This window comes from Stenotrophomonas sp. PE591, from assembly GCF_018320795.1.
Taxonomy (GTDB): Bacteria; Pseudomonadota; Gammaproteobacteria; order Xanthomonadales; family Xanthomonadaceae; genus Stenotrophomonas; species Stenotrophomonas maltophilia.
Window position 1 is genome coordinate 12,105 of sequence record NZ_JAAOKO010000008.1, and the last position, 18,875, is coordinate 30,979.

General features: G+C 67.6%; 20 protein-coding genes. 14 read left to right on the forward strand and 6 right to left on the reverse strand.

Annotated features, from left to right (window positions below):
- The first annotated feature begins 95 nt into the window (after window positions 1-95).
- Window positions 96-302 (forward strand): hypothetical protein, encoded by a 207-nt coding sequence (locus JLDANKMP_RS16875; RefSeq protein WP_005410937.1) that lies wholly within the window; start codon window positions 96-98, stop codon window positions 300-302.
- 57 nt (window positions 303-359) lie between these two features.
- On the opposite strand, the gene JLDANKMP_RS16880 is transcribed toward JLDANKMP_RS16875, so the two are convergent.
- Complete coding sequence (locus tag JLDANKMP_RS16880; RefSeq protein ID WP_212561697.1) at window positions 360-1,481, reverse strand: HDOD domain-containing protein; 1,122 nt, start codon at window positions 1,479-1,481, stop codon at window positions 360-362.
- A 152-nt stretch (window positions 1,482-1,633) separates the two neighbouring features.
- A complete protein-coding gene (gene ppa, locus JLDANKMP_RS16885) occupies window positions 1,634-2,170 on the reverse strand; it encodes an inorganic diphosphatase (protein WP_005410935.1) in 537 nt (178 codons plus the stop codon).
- 184 nt (window positions 2,171-2,354) lie between these two features.
- Here ppa and JLDANKMP_RS16890 point away from each other — a divergent pair, with 184 nt between their 5' ends.
- The 4 genes from JLDANKMP_RS16890 (at window position 2,355) to JLDANKMP_RS16905 (ending at window position 7,561) form a co-directional block, all read left to right on the forward strand.
- Complete coding sequence (locus tag JLDANKMP_RS16890; protein WP_005410934.1) at window positions 2,355-2,828, forward strand: hypothetical protein; 474 nt, start codon at window positions 2,355-2,357, stop codon at window positions 2,826-2,828.
- Between the two features lie 72 nt (window positions 2,829-2,900).
- Window positions 2,901-3,401, forward strand: coding sequence for an RNA polymerase sigma factor (locus tag JLDANKMP_RS16895; RefSeq protein ID WP_014038389.1), 501 nt, complete (start codon window positions 2,901-2,903; stop codon window positions 3,399-3,401).
- Window positions 3,402-3,505: 104 nt separating this feature from the next.
- Window positions 3,506-4,441, forward strand: a complete 936-nt coding sequence (locus tag JLDANKMP_RS16900) for a FecR domain-containing protein (protein WP_212561698.1) — start codon at window positions 3,506-3,508, stop codon at window positions 4,439-4,441.
- 201 nt (window positions 4,442-4,642) lie between these two features.
- On the forward strand, window positions 4,643-7,561 hold the full coding sequence (locus JLDANKMP_RS16905) for a TonB-dependent receptor (RefSeq protein ID WP_212561699.1): 2,919 nt from the start codon (window positions 4,643-4,645) through the stop codon (window positions 7,559-7,561).
- A 150-nt stretch (window positions 7,562-7,711) separates the two neighbouring features.
- On the opposite strand, the gene JLDANKMP_RS16910 is transcribed toward JLDANKMP_RS16905, so the two are convergent.
- Window positions 7,712-7,969: a DUF2789 domain-containing protein gene (locus JLDANKMP_RS16910; RefSeq protein WP_005410930.1), complete on the reverse strand. Its 258-nt coding sequence runs from the start codon at window positions 7,967-7,969 to the stop codon at window positions 7,712-7,714.
- A 107-nt stretch (window positions 7,970-8,076) separates the two neighbouring features.
- Between JLDANKMP_RS16910 and JLDANKMP_RS16915 the strand changes: the two genes are divergently transcribed.
- From JLDANKMP_RS16915 to JLDANKMP_RS16935, 5 genes are read left to right on the forward strand one after another with little or no spacing between them, the layout of a single operon-like run.
- A complete protein-coding gene (locus JLDANKMP_RS16915) occupies window positions 8,077-8,664 on the forward strand; it encodes a biliverdin-producing heme oxygenase (RefSeq protein WP_099484124.1) in 588 nt (195 codons plus the stop codon).
- A 31-nt stretch (window positions 8,665-8,695) separates the two neighbouring features.
- Window positions 8,696-9,163 (forward strand): YbaN family protein, encoded by a 468-nt coding sequence (locus JLDANKMP_RS16920; RefSeq protein WP_005410928.1) that lies wholly within the window; start codon window positions 8,696-8,698, stop codon window positions 9,161-9,163.
- Window positions 9,150-9,878 (forward strand): tonB-system energizer ExbB, encoded by a 729-nt coding sequence (gene exbB, locus JLDANKMP_RS16925; RefSeq protein ID WP_088436999.1) that lies wholly within the window; start codon window positions 9,150-9,152, stop codon window positions 9,876-9,878. Before JLDANKMP_RS16920 ends, exbB begins: the two co-directional genes overlap by 14 nt.
- 9 nt (window positions 9,879-9,887) lie before the next feature.
- Window positions 9,888-10,313 carry a TonB system transport protein ExbD gene (gene exbD, locus JLDANKMP_RS16930; RefSeq protein ID WP_024957123.1) on the forward strand — a complete coding sequence of 142 codons (426 nt, stop codon included), beginning with the start codon at window positions 9,888-9,890 and terminating at the stop codon, window positions 10,311-10,313.
- Window positions 10,310-11,029, forward strand: a complete 720-nt coding sequence (locus JLDANKMP_RS16935) for an energy transducer TonB (RefSeq protein WP_212561700.1) — start codon at window positions 10,310-10,312, stop codon at window positions 11,027-11,029. Before exbD ends, JLDANKMP_RS16935 begins: the two co-directional genes overlap by 4 nt.
- 77 nt (window positions 11,030-11,106) lie before the next feature.
- Here JLDANKMP_RS16935 and JLDANKMP_RS16940 read toward each other — a convergent pair whose 3' ends face one another.
- The gene (locus tag JLDANKMP_RS16940; RefSeq protein ID WP_212561701.1) at window positions 11,107-13,134 is read right to left on the reverse strand and encodes a sodium-translocating pyrophosphatase; all 2,028 of its coding nucleotides are present in this window, start codon (window positions 13,132-13,134) and stop codon (window positions 11,107-11,109) included.
- A 354-nt stretch (window positions 13,135-13,488) separates the two neighbouring features.
- Between JLDANKMP_RS16940 and JLDANKMP_RS16945 the strand changes: the two genes are divergently transcribed.
- Window positions 13,489-13,992, forward strand: a complete 504-nt coding sequence (locus JLDANKMP_RS16945; RefSeq protein ID WP_212561702.1) for a hypothetical protein — start codon at window positions 13,489-13,491, stop codon at window positions 13,990-13,992.
- A gap of 72 nt (window positions 13,993-14,064) precedes the next feature.
- Here JLDANKMP_RS16945 and JLDANKMP_RS16950 read toward each other — a convergent pair whose 3' ends face one another.
- Together JLDANKMP_RS16950 and JLDANKMP_RS16955 are read right to left on the reverse strand one after the other, a co-directional pair.
- On the reverse strand, window positions 14,065-14,454 hold the full coding sequence (locus JLDANKMP_RS16950) for a DUF488 family protein (RefSeq protein WP_005410922.1): 390 nt from the start codon (window positions 14,452-14,454) through the stop codon (window positions 14,065-14,067).
- A gap of 118 nt (window positions 14,455-14,572) precedes the next feature.
- A complete protein-coding gene (locus JLDANKMP_RS16955) occupies window positions 14,573-15,829 on the reverse strand; it encodes a 6-phosphofructokinase (RefSeq protein WP_212561703.1) in 1,257 nt (418 codons plus the stop codon).
- A gap of 136 nt (window positions 15,830-15,965) precedes the next feature.
- On the opposite strand from JLDANKMP_RS16955, the gene JLDANKMP_RS16960 reads away from it, so the two are divergent.
- The 3 genes from JLDANKMP_RS16960 to JLDANKMP_RS16970 all read left to right on the forward strand — a co-directional run bounded on the left by JLDANKMP_RS16960 (window position 15,966) and on the right by JLDANKMP_RS16970 (window position 18,798).
- Window positions 15,966-16,529, forward strand: a complete 564-nt coding sequence (locus JLDANKMP_RS16960) for an adenylate kinase (RefSeq protein ID WP_005410920.1) — start codon at window positions 15,966-15,968, stop codon at window positions 16,527-16,529.
- A 329-nt stretch (window positions 16,530-16,858) separates the two neighbouring features.
- Window positions 16,859-18,223: a UDP-N-acetylmuramate:L-alanyl-gamma-D-glutamyl-meso-diaminopimelate ligase gene (mpl, locus tag JLDANKMP_RS16965; protein WP_212561704.1), complete on the forward strand. Its 1,365-nt coding sequence runs from the start codon at window positions 16,859-16,861 to the stop codon at window positions 18,221-18,223.
- Entirely contained in the window at window positions 18,220-18,798 is a 579-nt protein-coding gene (locus JLDANKMP_RS16970) for an LON peptidase substrate-binding domain-containing protein (RefSeq protein WP_012481182.1), read from the forward strand. Before mpl ends, JLDANKMP_RS16970 begins: the two co-directional genes overlap by 4 nt.
- Window positions 18,799-18,875 lie beyond the last annotated feature (77 nt).

The following is an 18,875-nucleotide window of genomic DNA, read 5'->3' on the forward strand; positions in this document are numbered from 1 at the left end:
CTGAATCGGGCAGTTCAGCGACAAAGGTCACGCTTGTCGCAACTGGACCGCTGGTAGGTTCGCAGAGGTCCATTCCGGACCAAGGAGAGCGCGAAATGAACAACGCGATGCCACGTATGTTTGCTGCTGCAGTTCTCGCCGTCCTGAGCCTGGCCGGCAGTGTGTCGGCCGGTCCGCTGGTGTGTGCCAATGGCCGTTATTGCGCGGAGGTGCGCAGCAACTGCATCAAGGCCGGTGAGGATGCGGCGTACTGCCAGTTCCTGTTCGAGCGCTGCGTGTACGACCACTGCGCGCAGCCCTGACGCAACGAAGGCGCGTCCCTGCGGACGCGCCTTCATCGTGTGGATTGCCGGTGGAACTCAGGCTTCGCTCGGCGTAAGCCCCATCAGGCTGTTGGCATGTTCGCGCCACTGCGGCAGTTTGTTGAGCACGCCCGCGCGCTGCAGATAGTCCTCATCCACCGGGTCGCCGTTGACCAGCGCCAGGGCCACGTGCACCGCACCGGTCACCCAGAAGCTGCGGGTGTTGGCGCGCTGCGGCTGCAGGTGGAATGCCACCGCTTCGATGATCGGCATCGGCAGGCCCCACAGCCCCAGCAGGTAGGCACCGGCTTCGGCATGGCCCGGTCGGGTATCACCGGCCAGCGACGGCTCGGTGCGCTCGTTGCGTACGCCGGGCAGCAGCAGGCCGATGTCGGCCAGCAGTGCCGCAGTTGCGCCCAGTTCGGCACTGGACTCGGGCAGCAGGCGTGCGGCCAGGCGCGAGGCGAGCAGGGCGCGCTGCTGCAGCGAGTTGCGTTCGGCAGTCGACAGCGTCGGCGCCGAGAACACTTCACTGGCCAGCACCAGGTCACGCAGCGTGGCCAGGCCCAGCCGGGTGACTGCAGTACGCAGGTCGGCGATGGTGCGGCCCTGGCTGAAGAACGCCGAGTTCGACAACTGCAGCACCTTGGCGGCGATGGCCGGATCGGCGGCCACCAGCTTGGCCACGTCGGCGCTGTCGGCGTCGTCATCATGCTCCAGCGCCTGGGTCAGGCTCAGGTACAGGTGCGGCGGCGACGGCAGTTTCTCGATGCGGCCGATGGCATCGCGCAGGCGCGGGCTGTCCAGCACTTCGCGCAGCTCTTCCAGGCTGGTCAGCGCTTCCAGCAGTACTTCCGGTGCCAGTGGCAACGGCAGGAAACGGTGAGCGACACCGATCAGGCGTGCCGGCGGCGGCCGGTTGCCATGCTGTGCGTCCACCAGCGCGATGCGGATGGTTTCCGGACGCAGGGTCCTGATCTGGCCGAGCAGCGTGGTGGCATTGAGGTCCGGCAGCTGCGGGCAGACAATCACCGCGTCCACGCCCTGGGTGGCAACCGCGGTCATCGCGGTCTGGCCATCGGCGGCGGTCAGCGGCTGCCAGTCTTCCCCAAGATCGGCAATGAATTCGGTCAGCTCAGCCGGCAGGCTGGCTGCATCCCCAACAAGCAGAATACGCACGACACATTCCCCTGGCTGTCTCGACGATGGATGTCGATGACGTGTGAAGTGACGCAATTTACCTAATACGGCAGCAAGAGTGATGTGCCGTCATCATGAAACGTGACCCGCATCGCTCCGGCAGGGTACCGCCGGAGCGATCCGGTTCAGGCTCAGGCCTTGCTGTCGAGGTGGCGCTGGTGCGCCTCGATCAGGATCTGCTTGGCCTCAGCGGCGCCGCCCCAACCGTCCAGCTTGACCCACTTGCCCTTCTCCAGGTCCTTGTAGTGCTCGAAGAAGTGGCCGATGCGCTCCAGCCAGTGGCTCGAGACCTGGGCGATGTCTTCAACGTGGGCGTAGCCACTGAAGATCTTCGAGACCGGCACGGCCAGGATCTTCTCGTCGCTGCCCGCCTCATCGCTCATCTTCAGCACGCCCACCGGACGGCAGCGCACGACCGAGCCCGGCACCAGCGGCAGCGGCAGCACCACCAGCACGTCGGCCGGATCGCCGTCGCCGCACAGGGTGCTCGGCACGTAGCCGTAGTTGCAGGGGTAACGCATCGGGGTGGACAGGATGCGGTCGACAAAGATCGCGCCGGTTTCCTTGTCCACTTCGTACTTCACCGGCTCCGAGTCCTTCGGGATCTCGATGATGACGTTGATTTCTTCCGGCGGGTTCTTGCCGGGCGAGACGAGTTCCAGACCCATGGTCGTGCTCCAGGTGGGGGATATAGACGGATAGCCCCCCATTTTATGCCTTTGCCGGGCGCTGTGCAGAGGGAGGGGCTGACCGCTGCGTGGGGCAGGGACCCACGCGGCAGGCCGGGCTTGGCTGATAGGGTCGGCCGGTGCGGGGGCGCAGGCTGGATCGACCTTGCCAAGGAGTCCGCCGATGAAAGTGTCTGCCCTGCCGTTCGCCCTGTTCTGCATGCTGCTGGTTGCGCCGTTGGCCCAGGCCTCTCCTTACGTCGACCTGATCGACTACCCGCGGCAGGAAGCCAACTGGGACCGCTTCTTTGCCCTGGAGGGACGTCTGCAGTACGGGTTCGACGCGATCTGCGGCGATACCTTCTGCGAAGGCGAGTACAGCGATATCCGCGCCCTGCGCCTGCGCTGCTCGGTGGACGCGGTACGCGGCACGGTGCATGAGTGCCTGTGGGCATTTGCCGCCAGTGACCTGGCTGTGTCGCGGCATGACGGTGCGATCGTCGCCCGGCAACCGACCTGGCTGTGCCGCCTGCCGCTGGTGCCTGGCACACCGGTGGAGGCCTTCCATGCCGCGCTCGCCGCCCGCAATCCACTGCATGACCCGTTGCCGGGGACCTCGCAGAGCGTCTATGACGGGCTGACCGGGTGCATCCATTGATGCGAACGTGACTGATTCTCATTAACGGAGTAGCATGCGCGGCGCCTTCCGTCTGTCGTCCCGGTTCCGCGCATGTCCTCCAATGCCGCCTCCCTCACCGAACTGCTGATCCGCGAGCGGCCTGCGCTGCTGCGCCGGGTGCAACGCATCCTGGGGGGCGACAACGGCGCCGAGGACGTGATCCAGGCGGTGTGGTTCAAGGCGCGTGGTGTCGATGACAGCCAGGCCATCGACAATCCGCGTGCCTACCTGTACCGGCTGGCCGCCAACCTGGCCACCGACCACGGCCGCGAGTCGACCCGGCGCAACCGCCTGCTGGCCGACCACTATCTGTGGGGGCCGGACGAGGTCATCTCGACCGAGGAACAGGCCATGGCCCAGGACGAGCTGCAGCGTGTGCTGGATGCGGCCGGACACCTGCCGGAGCCGACCCGCACCATCTTCCGGCTCAACCGCCTGCAGGGCCTGACCCAGGCCGAGATTGCCCGCCGCCTCGGGGTGTCGGTGACCACCGTTGAGAACCATGTGCGCACCGCGTTGCAACGCCTGGCCTGGGCGCGCAGCGGCCGATGATCGCCCCGGCTTGGGGCTGGCCCTCGCTGAAACGTCTTGATCACTGGACCGCAGATGCGGTCTAGTTCCCCCGCCCGCGCTTGAATGCGCCTGTCCGCCAGCCGATGAGCCCGCCGAACACGCTGCCCGCCGCCAATGACGATGCCCTGGCCGAACAGGCCCGGGGCTGGATTGCGTGGCTGGCCTCGGGTGACATCGGCGAGGGGCGCATGCACGAGTTCGAGCGCTGGCTGGCAGAGCCGGGGCACCGCCGGGCCTTCGAGCACGAGCGCACGCTGTGGCGCAGCGTCGGGCCACACCCGCAGGTCCGGCCCGCCGAACGCCGGCGCCCGCATCGAATGCGCTGGGCAATGGCTGCTGCAGCTGCGCTGGCGATGCTGGTGGCATGGCCGGAGGCCTGGTTGCGGCTGCAGGCCGACCATCGCAGTACGCACGTCGTGCAGAACGTAACGCTGCCTGATGGCAGCCATGCGGTGCTCGACGCCGACAGCGCGATTGCCGTGCGCTTCGACGCGAATGCCCGCGAGGTCGAGCTGCTGCGCGGGCGCGCCTGGTTCGAGGTCAGCCCGGATGCGCAGCGACGTTTCAGCGTGCGTGCCGGCAATGGCGTGGTCGAGGACATCTCCACCGCGTTCACCGTCGCGCGTGGCGATGGCGGGGTGGAAACGCAGGTCGGGCAGGGCAGGGTGCGTGTGGCCAGCCCGGCCGACGGTGGCTGGACCTACCTGCAGGTGGGCCAGCGTGCCATCTATGGCGAGCGCAGCGGCGTGACGCGTCTGCAGGATGTGGCGGCCGACAGTGTGGGCGCGTGGCGGCAGGGCGAACTGCTGCTGGAGCAGGCCAGCATCGCCGACGCCGTGCAATGGGTGGGGCGGTATCGTGCCGGCCCGACGTTCGTGCGCGGTGATCTGTCACGACTGCCTGCAGTGAGTGCCGCATTGCGCATCGATCGCCCCGAGCAGGCGCTGGATGCACTGGCGGCAACAGCAGGTCTGCAGGTCACCCGCCTGCCGCTCGGCGTTGCCATCATCCATCAGTAGATCCACGCCATGCGTGGATGATGTTCCCGATGTGCCGGCCAACGGTCGGCACCCTCCGCGACCGCAAATCGCTCTTGGGGTTGCCGCGCGCCCAACCGTCTTACCTCGCGAACGTACCCGCCGCCGCCACGTACGTCGCCGTGTCCGCCTGTGTTGCGGATGACGCCGCGCCTGCGGCACCGATTACCTGACAGGTTCCCCATGTTCGACTCCCACCGCCCGGGCCGCGCGCTGCGCCCGTCCCGCCTGTGCATTGCGTTGCTGGCTGCCGGCCTGGCCAGTGCCACGCCATCCGTGCTGGCACAGAACGCCCGTGGCGATCACGCCGCCGTACAGCGCTTCGACATTCCGGCGCAGCCCCTGGACGAGGCGCTGCGCAGCTACATGCGCCAGTCCGGCGTGCAGGTCGTGTATCCGGCCACCCTGGCCCACGGGGTGAGCTCGCGTGCGGTCAATGGCAGCCTGCCGGCCAACGAGGCGCTGCAGCAGCTGCTGCAGGGCAGTGGCCTGGCGGTGCGCCGGGTCAGCGCAGATGCAGTCACGCTGGAAGCGGCGACGCCGGCGCAGGCCGACAGCGGAGTAATTGTTACCGACACGCTGAGCGTGGCCGGCGACCGCGTTGACAGTGGCGCGGCCAGCGACGAGGCGCGCCTGCTCGACAGCTATCGCAGCGTCGGTTCCACCACCACGCTCAACCGCACGCACCTGGAGCGTTTCCGCGGTACGTCCAACGGCGACATCGTCAAGGGCGTGGCCGGCGTCACTGCCGGTGACCCACGCGTCGGCAATGGTTTCGACGTCAACATCCGCGGCATCCAGGGCCAGGGCCGCGTGCCGGTGATCATCGACGGTGGCCAGTCCAGCATGGATACCTACCGCGGCTACGCCGGTCAATCGCAGCGTACCTACCTCGACCCGGACCTGATCTCCAGCCTGACCATCACCAAGGGCCCAAGCCTGCAGGCCAACGCCTCCGGTGGCATCGGCGGCGTGGTCGAGATGGAGACGCTGAAGATCGGCGACGTGCTGCGCGAAGGGCGCGACTTCGGTGTGCGCGTGCGTGGCGGCCTGGCCAACGCCAGCGCCAACAACCTGCCGTCCTACAGCGCCGCGCCGCGTTCCGACCGCAGCGCCACCGGCAGCCAGTTCTTCAACGTGGCCGCAGCCGGTCACTGGGACCGCTTCGATCTGGTCGCCGCCTATGCCTACCGCGACAATGGCAACTATTTCTCCGGCAAGCACGGTTACGACGACTTCCCGCAGACCCGGCGCACGCTGGCACCGCTGAACCCGCCGCGTACCGAGGTATTCAATACCTCGGCCCGCTCGAAGTCGGCGCTGCTCAAGGGCACCTGGCGCATCGACGACGCGCAGACGCTGGAGGCCGGCTACCGCCGCTATGAAGGCACCGCCGGCGAGATCATGGCCTCGCAGATCATCCGCGTCGAACGGGACCGCATCCCGCAATGGGATCCGGGCCACGTCGACATGGACAGCTACACGCTGCGCTATCGCTTCAATCCGGACAGCGAGCTGATCGACCTGCGCGTCAACGCCGCGTACACCGACACCGACAGCGTGATCTACAACAGCCTGACCGGCATCACCCCCTGGTACTTCGATCGCCGCACCGAGTGGTACGACGCGCCCAGCTTCAGTGGCGACCCCGGCTACAAGGATGCCTACCGCAATCCGCTGCGACAGAAGCGCTTCGGACTGGATGCCAGCAACACCTCGAAGTTCGACACACGTGCTGGCGCGTTCACGCTGGACTACGGCCTGTCCTACAGCGACGAAGACATCGCGCCGGGCAGTTCGGGGCCGGTCATGCACGACGATCTGGTCAACAACCGTTTCCTGCGCAACGCCAAGCGCAAGGAATACAGTGCCGTGGCCTCGCTGAAGTGGCAGCCCGATGAGCATTGGGAACTGCTGGCCGGCGGCCGCTGGAACCGCGTGGATGTGCATGACCGCAACCGCCTGGCCACGCCCGATGCCTATGAGGTGCAGGGCCAGTACCGCTACACCGAACTGCTCAATGGCAACCCGGCGCTGCCGTCGTGGCGGGCCAAGCGCATCGCGCTGCTGAACTGGTATCCGGATGCCAACGGCAACTTCACCCAGGAATCGCTGCTGGCCTCACCGTACAAGAAGGGCACGGTGGGCGACATCGGTGGCTGGAACTTCTACGACGCCGGCAAGGCGCAGGACCTGGAAGTGCCGGTCAGCTGGACCTGGTCGCAGCCGATCCGCCGTCGTGACACCGCGTTCTCGCCGACCGCCAGCGTGGCCTACCGCTTCAGCGAAGACACCATGGTCTACGTGAAGTACGCCGAAGGCACCAAACTGCCGAGCCTGTTCGAGACCACGCTGGGCCTGTTCACCGCTGCCAAGCCGGTGGGCGAGTTGAAGCCGGAGCGTGCGCGCAGCTGGGAAATCGGCGCCAGCACCATCCGCTACGACCTGTTCACTGCCGGCGATCGCCTGGCGCTGAAGCTGGCGTACTTCGATACCCGCATCGACGACCTGATCACCCGAGACTACCGCACGCTGTCGGCGGGCCTGATCCGCAACGTCGACCAGTTCAAGGTCTCGGGCATGGAGTTCCAGTCCAGCTATGACAGCGGCAAGGTATTTGCCGATCTGTCCGCGCACTACTACTTCAAGGCCAAGACCTGCGCGCCGGACATCGCCGCCGAGCGCCGTGCCTATGGGGCGCAGCGCAGGAACGGCGAGCTGGCCAACACGCCCGACTGCGTGGACGGCGGCTTCGAGGGCTCGTACACCAATACCCAGAACCCACCGCGCTACATGGTCAACCTGACCCTGGGCTCGCGCCTGTTCGACGAGCGCCTGACCTTCGGCACCCGCGTGGTCCACAACGCCGGCCCGATCAGCAAGCTGGACAAGGACTGGAACGTGGGCCTGTCGGCGATCCAGCAGCTGTACCGGCCGACCACGCTGGTGGACCTGTTCGCCAGCTGGAGCTTCAACGACCAGCTGTCGGTGGAAGCCGGCGTGGACAACCTGACCGACCGCTACTACCTGGACCCGCTGGCCCTGGGCGTGATGCCGGCCCCGGGCCGCACCGCGCGACTTGCGTTGACCTGGAAGTACTGATCGGTCGCGGATGAGCGGTGGGGCCGGATCCCTTTCCTGCGGAAAGGGCTCCGACTCCAGCGAGCCCCAACCGCCCTCGGTGGTTGCGGACCCTGGTCCGCACCGCTTCTGCCGTGCAATCGACAGCGCCGGGCCATGCCCGGCGTCTATTTACAGCCCGCTTGAAGCCTTTACCGCATCTTCGTGCAGCGACTCGTTCAGCTCATCCACCACCGTGGTCCATGCCGCATCGGCCTGCAGTGATTCGGACAGGAACTGGCGCTGGGCATCGTTCCAGTACGGTGCTTCGACCACTTCGACATCGGTGGCCAGCTGGTGTTCGCGGATGAAGCGGGCGATGCCCTCGGCGCTGGCATCCAGGCCCAGCTGCAGGAACAGGTTGGTCATGCGCGGTTCGGTGGTGATCATCGTCGGTTCCGGATGGACAAGGGGATGGCCCATTATCGGTGTAGACGGCCTTGGGGAAAGCCCCGTGGCAGACGTCTACAGCACGACGACCCCCTTGGCATTCCCCCATGAACGCACACATCGCCCCTGAAGAAGGCCGCAGCCTGCGGCTCAAGGCCGCCACCCGCGACAGCCACGGTGCCCTGGACAAGCGCATCATGGCCGGCGACATCTTCGCCGACCGCAGCAATTTCGCCCGTTTCCTGCGCGTGCAGTATCGCTTCCACCGCAGCATCGATGCGCTGTATGCCAACCCTGCGCTGGACGCACTGCTGCCGGACCTGGGCGAGCGCCGCCGCCTGACCCAGGTCGCGCGCGACCTGCAGGACCTGGAGCAGACCCTGCCGGGGGCTGACATCGCGGCGTTGCCGTCCGATCTGGAACTGCCCGCCGCGTTGGGGTGGCTGTACGTGGCTGAAGGCTCCAACCTGGGCGGCACCATTCTGTACAAGATGGCTGCCAAGCTCGGCCTGGACCGTGATTTTGGCGCCCGCCACCTGGCCGCGCATCCGGATGGCGCGGCGCGCCACTGGCGTGAGTTCACCGCGGCGCTGGACGCGGTACCGCTGAGTGTCGAGCAGGAGCAGCAGGTGATCGATGCGGCCGACGCCGCGTTCCGCAGCGTGCACGGCCACGTCGAAGTGGAATTCGCCTGATGCACGGCGCGCGCCCACAGGTGCAGCGCTGATGCGCTGGCTCTGGTTCGCGCTGGGCTGGCTGATGGTCGGGCTCGGGGTGATCGGCGCGTTGCTGCCGGTGATGCCGACCACCATCTTCCTGATCCTGGCCGTGGGCTGCTTCGCGCGCAGCTCGCCGAAGTTCGAGCAGCGCCTGCTGGCGCATCCGCGCTACGGCCCGTCGCTGCGGTTGTGGCGCGAGCAGGGCGCGGTATCGCGCAAGGGCAAGGCGTTTGCCAGTGCCGGCATGGCGCTGGGCTTTGCCCTGTTCTGCTGGGGCGCGCACCCGTCCTGGCGCCTGCTGTTGGGCGTGGGCCTGTTCTTTGCGGTCAGCGCCGGCTACGTACTGAGCCGACCGGCACCGCGGCTGGAGCCCCATCCTGTCGTGGAAGTGGACGACGCCAATGATCCGCGCGCGGCCCGTCGTCGCGCAGCGACCCCTGATGCTGATGGAAACCGAGACGATGCTGCCTGCTGACCTGGCCCCCGTGGCCGCCCCCGCATTGACCCCGTGGGGCATGTACCTGGCCGCCGACGTGGTGGTGAAGGCCGTGATGATCGCGCTGGCACTGGCGTCGCTGGCCACCTGGACCATACTGCTGGCCAAGGGTTGGGAACTGACGCGCCAGGCCCGGCAGCTGCGTGCGGCGCGCGCGCTGTTGCTGCAGTCCGCACAGCTGCCGCCGCAGAGCGAAGAGGCAAGTCTGCAGCAGGGCACCGCGCTGGCGATGCTGGACGCAGCACGCACCGAACTGCGTCTGTCGCAGGATCTGGATAGTCGCGACGGCATCAAGGAGCGCATCGCCTCGCGCCTGGACCGCATCGAGCTGGAGACCGCGCGCGTGCAGCGGCGCGGCATTGGTGTGCTCGCCAGCATCGGTGCGGTGGCGCCCTTCGTCGGCCTGTTCGGCACGGTGTGGGGCATCATGAACAGTTTCATCGGCATCGCACACAGCAACACCACCAACCTGGCGGTGGTTGCGCCCGGCATCGCCGAGGCCCTGCTGGCGACCGCACTCGGCCTGGTCGCGGCGATTCCCGCGGTACTGGTCTACAACCATTTCAGCCGCGTGCTGGCCGGCCTGCGGGGCCTGCTCGGCGATCTGTCGGCGGCCGTGCAGCAGCTGGTCTCGCGCGATCTTGATCGTGCCGTGCCGCGTACCGCAGCGGCACCGCTGCGCGCGGTGCACTGAGGCGCGACGATGGCGATCAGGACCGCGTCCGACCGCGACGACGCACCGGAAGAAGCACACGAGATCAACGTCACGCCCTTCATCGACGTGATGCTGGTGCTGCTGATCATCTTCATGGTAGCCGCACCGCTGGCCACCGTATCAGTGCCGGTGCAGCTGCCGGCCAGCAGCGCCAGTGCCACGCCGCCCGAACAGGCGCCGGTGTATGTGACCGTGCAGGCCGATCTGTCGCTGCGCGTGGGCGAGCAGGCGGTGGCGCGTGACGGGCTGGCCGCTGCATTGCAGGCGGCCACCCACGGCGACACCGCGCAGCGCATCTTCCTGCGTGCCGATACCCGTGTGCCCTACGGCGAACTCATGGCCACGCTGGATGCGCTGCGTGCGGCCGGTTACCTGAAGGTGGCGCTGGTCGGCGTTGAGCAGGGCGCGCGATGAGCGGATTGCGGCGCTGGGCGACCAGCCTGGCGATCGTGCTGCTGGTGCATGCGCTGCTGATTGGCGTGGCCTGCTGGTGGGCGACGCGCGCACCGGTACTGGCTGCGACGGCGCCGCCCGCCGCGCTGATGCTGGAACTGGCACCGATGGCGCAGGCACCGCCGGTGCCGCCGCGCGAGGTCGCCACCGGTCCACTGCAGCAGCAACAGCAGCGGCAGGCGCCGAAGCCGGCCCTGCGCGAGCAACCGAAGGCGCCGGTGCAGCCGCAGGGTGACCTGCCACCGCCGCGTACACCAGAGCCGACGCCCTCGCCGGATGTCGCCGACGCCAATGTCGCGCAGACCAGCGCACCGCCACAGGTGGCCGCTGACGCCGCCGCGCGCTACACCGCACCGCAGACCACGGCGGGTGAGCGCAGTCGCGCCGAGGCAAGTTGGGAAGGTCGCTTGCTGGGGCACCTGCAGAAGCATCGCCGCTATCCGCGCCAGGCCGAGCGGCTGCGCCAGCAGGGCGTGGTCTACGTGCGCTTTGCCGTGGCCCGCGATGGCGCGGTCTCGGGGTTGAAGCTGGGCCGCAGCAGTGGCTTCGCGCTGCTTGACCAGGAGACGCTGGACACCGTGCAGCGCGCCAGCCCGGTACCGGCGCCGCCGGCCGAAGTGGCCGGCGACCCGGTGGACGTGATGGTGCCGGTGTCGTTCTTCCTGCGCGGGCGGTGATTGACGGTGGGGTCGGATCCCTTTCCTGGGAAAGGGCTCTGACCCCATCGAGGCCGTCATCCACGCATGGCGTGGATCTACAACAGCGGCACCAGCAGCAGCGCGACGATGTTGATGATCTTGATCAGCGGATTGATCGCCGGGCCGGCCGTGTCCTTGTACGGGTCACCGACGGTATCGCCGGTCACCGCAGCCTTGTGCGCCTCGCTGCCCTTGCCGCCGAAGTGGCCATCTTCGATGTACTTCTTGGCGTTGTCCCAGGCGCCACCGCCGGTGGTCATCGAAATGGCCACGAACAGGCCGGTCACGATCGTGCCGATCAGCAGGCCACCCAGTGCGCGTGGCCCCAGCAGCAGGCCGACCACCACCGGCACCGCCACCGGCAGCAGCGAGGGCACGATCATTTCGCGGATCGCCGAGCGGGTCAGCATGTCCACCGCCTTGTCGTACTGCGGCTTGCCGGTGCCCTGCATGATGCCGGGGATCTCGCGGAACTGGCGACGTACTTCCTCCACCACCGCACCCGCCGCGCGGCCGACCGCTTCCATCGCCATCGCACCGAACAGGTAGGGAATCAGGCCGCCGATCAGCAGGCCGATGATCACCGTGTGGTCGCTGAGGTCGAAGCGGAATTCCTGCCCGGGATGTGCAGCCTGCAGGTTGTGCGTGTAGTCGGCGAACAGCACCAATGCGGCCAGCGCGGCCGAACCGATTGCGTAGCCCTTGGTCACCGCCTTGGTGGTGTTGCCAACCGCATCCAGTGGATCGGTGATGTCGCGGATCTCCGAGGGCAGCTCGGCCATTTCGGCGATGCCACCGGCGTTGTCGGTGATCGGTCCATAGGCATCGAGGGCCACGATCATGCCGGCCATCGACAGCATCGCGGTGGCGGCGATGGCGATGCCGTACAGGCCCCCAAGCGCGAACGCGCCCCAGATTGCCGCACACACTGCAACCACCGGCAACGCGGTGGACTTCATCGAAATGCCAAGGCCGGCGATGATGTTGGTGCCATGCCCGGTGGTCGAGGCCTGCGCCACGTGCTGCACCGGCTTGTACTGGGTGCCGGTGTAGTACTCGGTGATCCACACGATCAGGCCGGTCAGCACCAGCCCGATCAACGCGCAGCCATACAGCGCCATCGGCCCATGCACGTTGTCACTCATCAACCCGGTGGTGATCGGGTAGAACGCGATCGCGGCCAGCACGCCGGAGACGATCACGCCCTTGTACAGCGCGCCCATGATCGAGCCGCCAGGCTTCACTTTCACGAACAGCGCGCCGATGATCGAGGCGATGATCGATACGCCGCCCAGCACCAGCGGATACAGCACAGCATTGGCGCCTGCCTCGGCCAGCATCAGGCTGCCCAGCAGCATCGTTGCGATGACGGTCACCGCGTAGGTTTCGAACAGATCGGCGGCCATGCCGGCGCAGTCGCCCACATTGTCACCCACGTTGTCCGCGATCACCGCCGGGTTGCGCGGGTCGTCCTCGGGAATGCCGGCTTCCACCTTGCCGACCAGGTCGGCGCCGACGTCGGCGCCCTTGGTGAAGATGCCGCCGCCCAGACGCGCGAAGATCGAGATCAGCGAGGAGCCGAAGGCCAGGCCGACCAGCGCGTGCAGCGCCTGTTCCATCGGCAGGCCCATGCGCAGCAGCAGCGCGTAGTAGCCGGCCACGCCCAGCAGGCCCAGGCCGACCACCAGCATGCCGGTGATCGCACCGCCACGGAAGGCGACGTCCATTGCGGCGCTGATGCCTTGGCGTGCAGCTTCGGCAGTGCGCACGTTGGCGCGTACCGACACGTTCATGCCGATGTAGCCGGCCGCACCGGACAGCACCGCGCCGACCGCGAAACCGATCGCGGTGTACCAGCTGAGGAACACACCGACCAGCACGAACAGCACCACACCGGCCACGCCGATGGTCAGGTACTGGCGGTTGAGATAGGCACGTGCACCTTCCTGGATCGCCGTGGCGATCGCGATCATGCGTTCATTGCCGGTGGGTTGGCGCAGGATCCAGCGCGCCGAGACGATTCCGAACAGGATCGCGAGAATGGCGCAGCTCAGCGCCAGTGACAGCCCGTGACGTTCCAGCATTAGACCCCTCCGCAGAATGGATGTAGGCATCCAGTGGCGATGAACGGCACCACGAGGGGGACGACGGGCTGCAGCCTGGAACCAACCCGTACCGACCTTGGCGGTCGTCCGACGTATGGCGGTGTTCAGCATTCCCTGGTGCCCGCAGTATGCGTGCCGCCACTTGTAGAGTCGAGCCGTGCTCGACTGGCTTCTGCTAGCCGCGCCTCCTGATCCTGTGGGTGCCCTCAAGGTGGAAGGCATCGCCATGCGCGCGGGCCCTGCCGCCGGGCCATGGGGACGGGAGTCACAGGCCTTTGCACCCCGTTAAGCCAAGCTCTGCAAGCCTGCGCTCAGTCCTGTAGGAGATCTCCCATGCGCCTGTCCCTGTTGATGCTTGCCGCCCTGGTCCCGGCCGTACCGGCACTCGCCGCGGAAACCCCGGAGCTGCAGCGCGCCGTGGGCGCTCCGCAGGCGGTGGGCGCGGTGCATACGCTGCGCCAGATTCCCGAGGCCTGTGCGCGCCTGGAAGGCGCCTTCACCGGGCAGGGGGCCGAGCCGTACCGCTTCTCTGCGGTGCGCACGAGCGAACAATGCCAGCCGCGCGCGCGCTTCGTCGACTACGCCAAGGCGCAGCCAAGTGCCGACAAGGGCTGGAAGCTCAATGATGTGATCCGCGTGCCCAGCGCAGCATGCCCCGCACAGCAGGCGGTGGTGCGCGTGTGGCGCCTGCCGTCGACCAACAAGGTCGAGCTGGACGGTCAGGGCCAGTCGCGCATCTATCTGGAGGAAGCGAAGAAGCAGGCCGCTGCCGGCCAGATTCCGCAGGTGACGATGTTCGCCGCGCAGCTGCAGATGGAAGGCAAGGCCTGCAACTGAAATTGCCTGGGCGGTGTACCCAAGCGGTCATCCACGGGTAGTGCCGGCCGCTGGCCGGCAACCCTGCAATCATCACTCCGCCAGCGTCGCCCCGCGCGCCACCAGCAGCTCGCGCAAAGCCCTGCGATGGCAGTGCGCCTCATCCTCGCAGTAGCACCCCACGCTGATGTCGTTGTGCTGCGACAGTGCGGCAAGCAGGTCCAGTGCATGGGCGGCATCGGGCGCTTTCATCTCGGCCTTGTAGTGGCGGAAGAACGCGGTCCAGTCGGCGGCCGTCTTCGCCTCATGCGCCCGCTTCACCAGTTCCGCGCTGGGTGACAGGGTCGGGAACCAGACGTCGTACCAGTCCTGTCGGGCGAACTCGCTGCGCGGAACGCCGCGCGGCGGCCGCCGCACGGTGCCGATGCGCAGGCCCTCGCCAGGCACGCGCGGGGTACCGAGTCGAACAACACGCAGTGCCATGGTGTTCCTCCATTAAAAGGGGACGGAGGGGATTAAGTCGTATCCGACCCACTGCTGACGCTGTTGGAGATGACAGAGGGGCGTATGCGACTTAATCCCCTCCGTCCCCTTTTTCGGGTCAGCCCTCGAACGGCGGCAGCTTCTGCTTCACCGCCACGTTCTTCAGGGTGACGTACTTCGGCAGGCCGTCGGCGCCATACGGCAGCGGCGCTTCGCCCTTGATCAGCGGCGACAGGTAGGCCCGCGCCCTGGCGGTGATGCCGAAGCCGTCGCGGCGGATGAAGCCGGCGGGCATCTTCTTTTCATGGTTGGCGATCTTCGACAGTGGCGCCGCTTCGATCTTCCAGCGGTAGGGCGCATCGCTGCTGCGCACGATCACCGGCATCACGCCGTTCTGGCCCTTCAGCGCCAGCTGCACGGCGGCCTTGCCGACCGCCTGCGCCTGCTCCCAGTCGGTCCTGCTGGCCAGGTGCCGGGCCGAGCGCTGCAGGTAGTCGGGCAGCGCCCAGTGCACCTTCAGGCCCAGCTGGTCCTTGACCCGGCCGGCCAGGTGCGCGGCCACGCCGCCCAGCTGCGAGTGGCCGAACGAGTCCTTGCCGCCGCCAGCGTCAGCGACGAAGCGGCCATCGGCGGTGGCGATGCCCTCCGACGCCACCACCACGCAGTAGCCGACGCGCTCGACCACCGCTTTCACCTTGGCCAGGAACGCCGCCTCGTCATAGGCGCGTTCGGGCAGCAGGATGATGTGCGGCGCTTCGTCATCGCCGTTGCCGGCAAGGCCAGCGGCCGCGGCCAGCCAGCCGGCGTGGCGGCCCATCGCTTCGTAGATGAAGACGCGGGTGGAGGTTTCGGCCATCGCCGCCACGTCCAGCGCCGCCTCGCGTACCGACACCGCGGTGTACTTGGCCGCCGAGCCGAAGCCGGGGCAGGTGTCGGTCACTGCCAGGTCGTTGTCGATGGTCTTGGGCACGCCGATGCAGGTCAGGTCGTAGCCGGAGGCCTTGGCCAGCTGCGAGACCTTCAGCGCGGTATCGGCCGAGTCGTTGCCGCCGTTGTAGAGGAACCAGCGCACGTCATGGGCACGCAGCACCTCCAGCAGGCGGTCGTAGCGGGCGCGGTCGGCGCTCAGCGATTTCAGCTTGACCCGGCAGGAGCCGAACGCGCCGCCCGGGGTATGGGCGAGGGCGCGGATGGCCGCAGCGCTCTCCTTGCTGGTGTCGATCAGTTCCTCGCGCAGCGCGCCGAGGATGCCGTTGCGCGCGGCCAGGACCTTGATGCCCTTGGCCCGGGCCTGCTCGATCACCGCCGCCGCCGTGGCGTTGATGACCGCGGTGACACCACCGGATTGGGCGTAGAGGAGAGTACCGTTGCGCATGCGTCTACCTGCTCGGGGGAAAGGACATTGCAGGGACATTACCCGGATGCGGTAAAGTGGCGCTATTGCGGTGCAGCGATACCGGTCCGTCCGGGACGCGAACCTTCTTTGTTTTCAACACGTTGGAGTCAGGTCAATGCGATTGGTTCTGTTGGGACCGCCCGGTTCGGGCAAGGGGACACAGGCGACGCGCCTGAAGGAAAAGCTGGGGATCGCCCACATTTCGACCGGTGACATGCTGCGCGCGGAAATCGCCGCGGGCACGGAGCTGGGCAAGCAGGCCAAGACGGTGATGGATGCCGGCAACCTGGTGTCGGATGACATCCTGCTGGGCATGCTGGAGTCGCGCCTGACCCAGCCCGATGTCGCCAAGGGCTTCATTCTTGATGGTTATCCGCGCAATGTGGCCCAGGCCAATGCGATGGACGGCCTGCTGGCCAAGATCGGCCAGCCGCTGGATGCCGTGGTGCAGCTGGACGTGGCCACCGAGCTGCTGGTCGAGCGCATCGCCGGTCGTGCCAAGGAACAGGGCCGCGCCGACGACACGCCGGAAGCGGTGCGCCAGCGCCTGCAGGTCTACAACGACCAGACCGCCCCGGTGGTCGACTTCTACGCCGGCCGTGGCACCCTGGCCCGCGTCGATGGCGTCGGTGAGCTGGACGAGATCGAAGCCCGCATCCTGGCGGCGATCAAGGCCTGATCCGGCGGGGCCGGTCTGTTGCCGGCCCTTCGGGCGCAAAAAAACACAGGCCTGGTCCGTGAGGATCAGGCCTGTGTCGTTTGACAGGCGCCAGCGAAGGGCTTGCTCAGGGCCCCGCAGCATGAGCTCCCTTGGGGATGGCCTCTTGGGGAGTAGGACCGGTTCGGGTACTGCGGCTGGCAGTTCGAATTGTGTCCGGGTTCACAGAACATCGCTATCGGGAATTCCCTGACAGGTGATTGGAGTTTTCTCACATCCCGTGTAGGACTTGTCTTACCCGGGAGCGGACATTGGCCCTATACAGCCGTCATCGGTCACAATCCTCGGTCATGAGCAGCGTACATATCCTTGCAATCGCCGGCACCTTCATGGGCGGCGTGGCCGCCTTGGCGCGGGAGCTGGGCCATACGGTCAGCGGCAGCGACCAGGCCATCTATCCGCCGATGTCGACCCAGCTCGAGCAGCTGGGCATCGCCCTGGACCAGGGTTACCGCGCCGACAGCGTGCCGGCCGGCACCGATGACGTGGTGATCGGCAACGCCCTCTCGCGCGGCAATGCCGCCGTTGAGGCCGTGCTCGACGCCGACCAGCGCTACATTTCCGGAGCGCAATGGCTGTCCGAACAGGTACTGCCGGGTCGCGACACCCTGGCCGTGGCAGGTACCCATGGCAAGACCACCACCACCACCATCCTCACCTGGCTGCTGGAAAGTGCCGGTCGTTCGCCCGGTTTCCTGATCGGCGGCGTCGCCGAGGATTTCGGCGTCTCCGCCCGGCTGGGCCAGGGCCGTGAGTTCGTGGTCGAGGCCGACGAGTACGACACCGCGTTCTTCGACAAGCGCAGCAAGTTCGTGCACTACCGGCCGCTGGTGGCCATCCTCAACAACCTTGAATACGACCACGCCGACATCTTCCCGGACGTGGCCGCGATCCAGCGCCAGTTCCACCACCTGGTGCGCACGGTGCCGGCGCGTGGCCGACTGATCGTCAACGGCGAGGACCCGCATCTGGCGGAAGTGCTGGCGATGGGCTGCTGGACCCCGGTCGAGCGCTTCGGCTTCGACCCGTCGCTGGAATGGCATGCCGAGCTGCTGGCCGCCGATGGCAGCGCCTTCCGCGTACATCACCGCGGGCAGGCAATGGGCGACGTGCACTGGTCGTTGCTGGGCCGCCACAACGTGCTCAACGGCCTGGCTGCGCTGGCTGCCGCACATGCGGTGGGCGTGGCGCCGGCCGACGTGATTCCTGCGCTGGCGCGCTTCCGCAGCGTCAAGCGCCGCATGGAAGTGATCGGCCGCCATGACGGCATCACCATCTACGATGATTTCGCCCATCACCCGACCGCGATCGCCACCACGCTGGAAGGCCTGCGTGCCAAGGTGGGTGACGCGCGCCTCGTGGTCGCGATGGAGCCGCGCAGCAATTCGATGCGGCTGGGGGCGCACGCGCAGGCGCTGGCCCCGTCGCTGGCGTTGGCTGACGAGGTGGTGTTCCTGCATCGCCCGGAACTGGCCTGGGATGCGGCCGCGGTGATCGCCGCAGTGCGCGGCGAAGCGCACGCGGTGCCCGATACCGACGCGTTGCTGGCGCAGCTGCAGGCCAGCGCGCGCAGCGGCGACTACGTGGTGTTCATGTCCAATGGGGGCTTCGACGGCGCACCGCGCCGCTTCCTCGCCGCGCTGCAGGCCCGATGAGCAGCGACACGTCACTGCCGCTGTTTCCGCTGCACACCACGCTGGTGCCGGGTGCAGCGGTCGGCCTGCGCGTGTTCGAGCGGCGTTACCTGGATCTGGTCCGCGACAGCGGCCGCAGTGGCGAGGGCTTCGGTGTCTGCCTGATCCTCGACGGCCAGGAAGTGGGAGCCCCGGCGACACCGGCAGCGTATGGCGTGCAGGTACGCATCGAAGACTTCGATGTCGGCGCCGACGGCGTGCTGCAGTTGCGTCTGCGAGGCACCCGCCGCTTCCATGTCGAGCGCACCCGCGTACGCGACAACGGCCTGGTGGTGGCCGACGTGCGCTGGTGCGACGAAGACCCCGACGATGAGCTGCGGCCGCAGCATGCGCTGCTGGCCACGGTGCTGGGGCACATCATCGAGCAGGCCGGTGAGGCCTATGCGCCGGCCAATCCGGCGTTGCTGGACCAGGCCAGCTGGGTTGGCTGGCGGCTGGCCGAACTGCTGCCGCTGAGCGAGCAGCAGCGCCTGCAGCTGCTGCAGATGGACGACCCGCACCAGCGGTTGCAGCAGTTGCTGGGCTGGATGCCGTAGCCGATAGCCGCCAACCAAGGTTGGCCACTACCCACGGCAGGGGACGACCAGGGCGCGGCAGAACCGGTAGCTGCCAA

What these genes read in the sequence shown, in the direction of transcription:
- JLDANKMP_RS16940 (WP_212561701.1), bottom strand. Translation starts at nt 13,134, where the DNA reads ATGCTGGAACGTCACGGGCTGTCACTGGCGCTGAGCTGCGCCATTCTC.
- JLDANKMP_RS16890 (WP_005410934.1), top strand. Translation starts at nt 2,355, where the DNA reads ATGAAAGTGTCTGCCCTGCCGTTCGCCCTGTTCTGCATGCTGCTGGTT.
- JLDANKMP_RS16960 (WP_005410920.1), top strand. Translation starts at nt 15,966, where the DNA reads ATGCGATTGGTTCTGTTGGGACCGCCCGGTTCGGGCAAGGGGACACAG.
- JLDANKMP_RS16895 (WP_014038389.1), top strand. Translation starts at nt 2,901, where the DNA reads ATGTCCTCCAATGCCGCCTCCCTCACCGAACTGCTGATCCGCGAGCGG.
- JLDANKMP_RS16905 (WP_212561699.1), top strand. Translation starts at nt 4,643, where the DNA reads ATGTTCGACTCCCACCGCCCGGGCCGCGCGCTGCGCCCGTCCCGCCTG.
- JLDANKMP_RS16910 (WP_005410930.1), bottom strand. Translation starts at nt 7,969, where the DNA reads ATGATCACCACCGAACCGCGCATGACCAACCTGTTCCTGCAGCTGGGC.
- JLDANKMP_RS16915 (WP_099484124.1), top strand. Translation starts at nt 8,077, where the DNA reads ATGAACGCACACATCGCCCCTGAAGAAGGCCGCAGCCTGCGGCTCAAG.
- JLDANKMP_RS16875 (WP_005410937.1), top strand. Translation starts at nt 96, where the DNA reads ATGAACAACGCGATGCCACGTATGTTTGCTGCTGCAGTTCTCGCCGTC.
- JLDANKMP_RS16970 (WP_012481182.1), top strand. Translation starts at nt 18,220, where the DNA reads ATGAGCAGCGACACGTCACTGCCGCTGTTTCCGCTGCACACCACGCTG.
- exbD (WP_024957123.1), top strand. Translation starts at nt 9,888, where the DNA reads ATGGCGATCAGGACCGCGTCCGACCGCGACGACGCACCGGAAGAAGCA.
- JLDANKMP_RS16920 (WP_005410928.1), top strand. Translation starts at nt 8,696, where the DNA reads ATGCGCTGGCTCTGGTTCGCGCTGGGCTGGCTGATGGTCGGGCTCGGG.
- JLDANKMP_RS16945 (WP_212561702.1), top strand. Translation starts at nt 13,489, where the DNA reads ATGCGCCTGTCCCTGTTGATGCTTGCCGCCCTGGTCCCGGCCGTACCG.
- mpl (WP_212561704.1), top strand. Translation starts at nt 16,859, where the DNA reads ATGAGCAGCGTACATATCCTTGCAATCGCCGGCACCTTCATGGGCGGC.
- ppa (WP_005410935.1), bottom strand. Translation starts at nt 2,170, where the DNA reads ATGGGTCTGGAACTCGTCTCGCCCGGCAAGAACCCGCCGGAAGAAATC.
- JLDANKMP_RS16935 (WP_212561700.1), top strand. Translation starts at nt 10,310, where the DNA reads ATGAGCGGATTGCGGCGCTGGGCGACCAGCCTGGCGATCGTGCTGCTG.
- JLDANKMP_RS16950 (WP_005410922.1), bottom strand. Translation starts at nt 14,454, where the DNA reads ATGGCACTGCGTGTTGTTCGACTCGGTACCCCGCGCGTGCCTGGCGAG.
- JLDANKMP_RS16900 (WP_212561698.1), top strand. Translation starts at nt 3,506, where the DNA reads ATGAGCCCGCCGAACACGCTGCCCGCCGCCAATGACGATGCCCTGGCC.
- JLDANKMP_RS16955 (WP_212561703.1), bottom strand. Translation starts at nt 15,829, where the DNA reads ATGCGCAACGGTACTCTCCTCTACGCCCAATCCGGTGGTGTCACCGCG.
- exbB (WP_088436999.1), top strand. Translation starts at nt 9,150, where the DNA reads ATGCTGCCTGCTGACCTGGCCCCCGTGGCCGCCCCCGCATTGACCCCG.